The organism is Sagittula sp. SSi028 (assembly GCF_048553715.1).
Taxonomy (GTDB): Bacteria; Pseudomonadota; Alphaproteobacteria; order Rhodobacterales; family Rhodobacteraceae; genus Sagittula.
In genome coordinates, this window is record NZ_JBLZNC010000049.1 from 1 (window position 1) to 646 (window position 646).

Annotated in this window: 1 pseudogene; it reads right to left on the reverse strand. The window is 57.4% G+C overall.

Features of this window, described 5'->3' with window-relative positions:
* Window positions 1–547: 547 nt before the first annotated feature.
* A pseudogene (locus tag ACN5AZ_RS18700) lies at window positions 548–646 on the reverse strand (IS5/IS1182 family transposase); the annotation flags it as partial.

Below are 646 nucleotides of genomic sequence, written 5' to 3' on the forward strand. Positions count from 1 at the left end.
ATCCTTGGTCTGAATCGGCTCCGATTACCTGGACTATGCGGTGCAAACGACGAATTCCTCCTCGCCGCAACCGCCCAAAACCTCCGGAAATTGGCCAAGATCCTTCCTGCACCGCAGCAACCGCGAAAAGCCCGACTGGAAAGGTGCTCGCGTCCCATTCCGGGGTCAGTATTCTGCGCCAGCGAACGGGTGTTTTTCCACAGAATCGGCGGGAAGCGGACTTTCTCTGCGGTTGCCAACCCAGAGCTCCGTCTTGGCCAAAGCGGCCATTCAAACCCTATCGGAACTGAACCCTCTGTCTTCGCTGGAAGCCAAGATCAGCGTTGAGCAAGCAGCCGAGTATACAAAGTTGCGCCTGGTTCCCGCCACCCGCCAGTTTGCGGTCTGCGACCAAGTAAGGCCGGCGATTAACCATCCCGGAGTCCGCCGTCCCGCGTCAGGTGGGTGTCACAAAGTCACGCGCACCTGACAAGGAGAGGAGTCCGCGAACACAAATGAAACCTGTTACCGATAGAAATGCGAATTCTCTGAGAATTAGAGTCAGGACTCATAGCCAATAGATGACAGCGATGGCTGAGAGGAAGACCTTTGGGCAGCGGTCGTAGCGCGTGGCGACACGCCGCCAGTCCTTGGGCCTGCCGAACAT